Origin of the sequence: Streptomyces acidicola, assembly GCF_009377235.1 — a bacterium.
GTDB classification, from domain to species: domain Bacteria; phylum Actinomycetota; class Actinomycetes; order Streptomycetales; family Streptomycetaceae; genus Streptomyces; species Streptomyces acidicola.
The window spans coordinates 1-4,064 of record NZ_VMNX01000424.1; the positions used below are offsets into that span (position 1 = coordinate 1).

The 4,064-nt window shown below is 73.0% G+C and carries 4 protein-coding genes and 1 pseudogene; 2 read left to right on the plus strand and 3 right to left on the minus strand.

The annotated features are described in order from the left end of the window. Positions 1-14 precede the first annotated feature (14 nt). Both FPZ41_RS45295 and FPZ41_RS45300 read left to right on the plus strand, forming a co-directional pair. Positions 15-419, plus strand: a pseudogene (locus FPZ41_RS45295) (transcriptional regulator); the annotation flags it as partial. Positions 420-507: 88 nt separating this feature from the next. Then, positions 508-1,485, plus strand: coding sequence for a DMT family transporter (locus FPZ41_RS45300; RefSeq protein ID WP_407698905.1), 978 nt, complete (start codon positions 508-510; stop codon positions 1,483-1,485). A 148-nt stretch (positions 1,486-1,633) separates the two neighbouring features. Here FPZ41_RS45300 and FPZ41_RS45305 read toward each other — a convergent pair whose 3' ends face one another. The 3 genes from FPZ41_RS45305 to FPZ41_RS50520 form a co-directional block, all read right to left on the minus strand. Further along, entirely contained in the window at positions 1,634-2,143 is a 510-nt protein-coding gene (locus tag FPZ41_RS45305; RefSeq protein WP_152870616.1) for a DUF3574 domain-containing protein, read from the minus strand. 138 nt (positions 2,144-2,281) lie between these two features. Further along, positions 2,282-2,992 carry a class F sortase gene (locus tag FPZ41_RS45310; RefSeq protein ID WP_152870618.1) on the minus strand — a complete coding sequence of 237 codons (711 nt, stop codon included), beginning with the start codon at positions 2,990-2,992 and terminating at the stop codon, positions 2,282-2,284. After that, positions 2,979-3,908 carry a hypothetical protein gene (locus tag FPZ41_RS50520; protein WP_407698906.1) on the minus strand — a complete coding sequence of 310 codons (930 nt, stop codon included), beginning with the start codon at positions 3,906-3,908 and terminating at the stop codon, positions 2,979-2,981. The genes FPZ41_RS45310 and FPZ41_RS50520 overlap by 14 nt, the downstream gene beginning before the upstream one ends. Positions 3,909-4,064: the final 156 nt, after the last annotated feature.

Here is a 4,064-nt window from a genome sequence, read left to right on the forward strand (position 1 = left end):
TATAAGAGACAGCCCGCACCCTCCGCGCCGCCACCGCCCACTCCGCGATGGCCCGCGGCCGCACCTGCTACGACCACCTCGCCGGCCGCCTCGGCATCACCCTCACCGACGCTCTGACCCACCACGGCCTCCTCCGCCAGGACACCGGCTTCGCCCTCACGGACGCCGGCCTGGCGTGGTTCGCCACCGCGGGCATCGCCCTCGACCGCACCGGCCGCCGCCCCCTCGCCCGCGCCTGCCTCGACTGGACCGAGCGCCGCCCTCACCTCGCGGGCGTCGCGGGCGCGGCCCTGTGCCGCCATGCGCTGACCGCCGGCTGGTGCGTGCGCATCGGATCCGAGCGGGCGGTGAAGGTCACGCCCAAGGGTGAGCGGGCCTTCGCTGACCTGCTGGGCATCGAACCGCCATCACTGCGCTGAACACGACTGAATGCTGCTGAACGGGGCCGAACACTCCCCGACCGAAATCCGCGAGCCCCAACGCCTTGCCCCACCTAGCCTCAGGAGCATGATGACCGCCGGATCAGCCGCTCAAGCCGGGCAGCACGCCCGCCGCCGCACCGAGTTGCTCGCCGCAGGCGCCGCCACGGTCACCGTCGTGTTCTGGGCATCCGCGTTCGTGTCGATCCGGAGTGCGGGCGCCGCGTACTCGCCGGGGGCGCTGGCACTCGGGCGGCTGCTGGCGGGGACGGTGGTGCTCGGGATCATCTGCGTGGTGCGCAGAGAGGGGTGGCCGCCCCGGGCCGCGTGGCCGGGGATCCTGATATCCGGGCTGCTGTGGTTCGGGTTCTACATGGTCGCCCTCAACTGGGGCGAGCAGCAGGTCGACGCCGGCACCGCGGCCCTGATCGTCAACATCGGCCCGATCCTCGTCGCCCTGCTCGGCTCACGCCTGCTGGGCGACCACATGCCGCCCCGACTGCTCGCCGGCATGGCGGTGTCGTTCGCGGGTGCGGTCACCGTGGGGCTGTCGATGTCCGGTGGGGACGGCGGGTCATCAGTCCTGGGCGTCGTCCTGTGCCTGCTCGCCGCCGTCGGGTACGCGGGAGGCGTCGTCGCGCAGAAGCCGGCACTCGGGCGGGCGAGCGCACTGCAGGTGACGACGTTCGGCTGTCTCGTCGGCGCGGTCGTGTGCCTGCCGTTCGCCGGGCAGTTGGTCACGGAGGCGGCCGACGCGCCGCTCTCCGCCACCCTCAACATGGTGTACCTGGGCGTCTTCCCGACCGCCCTGGCCTTCACGACGTGGGCGTACGCGCTGGCCCGTACGACCGCGAGCCGCATGGGCGCGACCACGTACGCGGTACCCGCGCTGGTGGTGCTGATGTCGTGGCTGGCGCTGGACGAGGTCCCGGGAGCGCTCACTCTGGCGGGCGGCGTGCTGTGCCTGGCCGGGGTGGCCGTGTCACGCTCCCGGGCGCGGACGCCGCAAGCGGCCGTGGCTCCGGACACGCTCCCGCAGCCACAGCCCGAGCCGGAAAAGACATGAACGGAACAGGCGCGAACCGGAATAGCCGTGAACCGGAACAAGCGAGAACCGGAACAGGTACGCACGGGAACCGGCGAGAACCGGACCAGGCACGAACCGAAACGGCGGGCCAGAAACGGAAACCCGGCCGACCCCACACCCGGAGGTGTCAGAAGTCGACCCGCTTCCGGTCGTCGACCCGGGCCACGGCCTCCTGAGCGAAGGCCTTCCGGTAATCGGCGCGGATCTCCTCGATCTTCCGGTCGCTCGCCCGCGCCTCGCGCGCCGGGTACAGCAGGATCAGCTCGTACGACCGCTCCTTCTCGATCGTTCCGCCGGCGTCCCGCCACTGCCCGCGCCCTTCCTGCACGGTGAGCCCGTCGGGGAACGAGGGCGTGACCTCCCTGTCGACGAAGTCCGTGAACTGGGCGGCGGTGACCGCCGGCCCGCCGTCGGGCCGCTCGGTGCCGAAGAGGAGCCGTGTCTCGACGAAGGCGGCACCACGGACCGGGGCCGCCGGCTCGCGGGTCTCGTCACCACCAGGGCCGCCGAGAGATCCGCCGAGAGTGCTCCCGAGAGAGCCCCCGAGGGTGGCGTACGCGGTGGGGGCGGCGGTGAGCAGGATCCCGGCCGTCGCGAGGGCGACGCGGGTGCGGGTGCGGGTGATGTTCCAGGTCATGCGCCCATACCTAGCCGGACGCGGTCCCCCGGGTCCGGCAGCCGCGCCGAGCCGGGCAGTCCCGTTCACCGGACGGACGGACCACGCGTCCTGGGGGACAGCAGACGATCGGTTTCATCCACCTCGTGGTTCCGTGGTTCAGGTGGAACCCGTCGGCCCTTTCGTCGCCGTCAGATGGGCGAAGACCACGATGTTGCTCACGTAGCCGGTCCTGCGGTCGTACCGTCCGCCGCAGGTGATCAGGCGCAGTTCCGGGCGCTGTCGGCGCCCGTAGACCTCCTCGTCGGGGAAGTGCGCCTTCTCGTACGTCCGCACGGCGTCCACGGTGTAGACGGCGGTGCGCCCGTCCGCGCGGCGGACCTTCACGACGCGGCCGGTCTGGATCTCGTGGAGTGCGGCGAAGACGGCGGGCCCCGTCCGCGTGTCGCGGTGGCCGACGAGGATCACCGTGCCGGACTGGCCGGGCGCGGGGCCGCCCTCGTACCAGCCGGCCGCTTTGGGGTCGTCCGTCGGTGGTGCGGTCAGCCGGCGCCGGCTGTCGAGGCCGAGGCCGACAAGGGGGGCCTCGATGCCGAGGTAAGGGACGGTGAGGGACACCGCCCTTGACCGCGGCAGCGGCCGGGGCGGTGCGTCCTGGGACGCACCGGGAGGTGTCCGCCGGGGCGCCGGCGCGTGCGGTGCCCCGACACCGCGCGCGTCGGTCCGGGCCCCGGCGGGGTCGGCGGGCTCGTCGTTCTGAGCCCACCAGACGCCGCCCACCACCAGACAGACGGTCACCACGATCGTCCGCGTCAGGCGGTAGGCGCGCGTCCGGTACCAGGGCCTCGGAGCGCCCCTACGCCGCGCCATCGGAGCGACGGCGGCGCAGCCCGAAGTACGCGGCTCCGGCGACCGCGACGAGGCCCACCGCCGCCGCGCCCGCGACCGGCGCGAAGTCCCGCTCGTCCGCGAGACCGCCACCGCCCGCGGGCGGCCCGCCCTTCGGCTCGCCGTTGGGTTCGGCGTTGGCGTCGGCGTTGGCTTCGGCGTTCGGTTCGCTGTTCGGCGCGGCCTTCTGCTCGCTGTCGGGTGCGGCGTTCGGCGCGCCCTTCTGCTCGCTGTCCGCTTCGGCGTTCGGCTTGCTGTTGGCCTCGGCGTCCGCCGCGGCGTCGGGTCCGGCGATGGCCGCGTTGTCGGATTCGGCGTTCGGCTTGCCAGGGGCCTCGGCGTCCGCCGCACTGTCGGATTCGGCGTTGGGCCCGGCGTTCGGCGCGCCGTTGGGTGCGTTGTTCCGGTCGCCGTTCGGACCGTCGTTGGGGACGTTGCCCGGCGCGTGTGCGCTGGCCGGCGCCTCCCGGCTGCAGTCGACCTTGAAGGCCTTCTGCTTGCCGGCACCCATGCCGCCGTCGATCCGCCAGGTGAGCTTGTACTGCCCCTCGGGCAGCGCCAGGTTGTCGTCCGTCCGCCCCGCTCCGTCGGTGAGGAGGACGCGCCCGGACAGCTGGGCGGCGCCCGGCTTCGCCGGCTGCGGCTCGATGGCCCACGAGATGCCCTGGACCGACTCGAAGTTGACGGCCTCCAGGTCGAACTCGCAGACCTTCGCCCGGCCGGCCTGGGGAAGGGCGTCCGTGTCCGTCATGTTGATCTTGATGTCGCCGCGGTCGCCGGGAGCCGCGCTGGCGGCCGGCGCGACGAAGAACGCGGTTCCCGCCACGGTGAGCGCCGCGAGGGCCGCGACACCCGGGCGCGCGCCCGCGCGGCGTGGGAGGGACGACGAGGTGGGCATGCGAGACCTCCGGAGTCAGTCGATAGTCACACAAATCGGGCTTTCGACTGACTCTCTGTCACATCCGCGACGGCCGATGTCGGCGCCGCGCTTCATAACCCGTCAGATTTCGCTCTTCCGGCCCAAGGACGCCCCGGACCCCCGGCTACCCCGGAC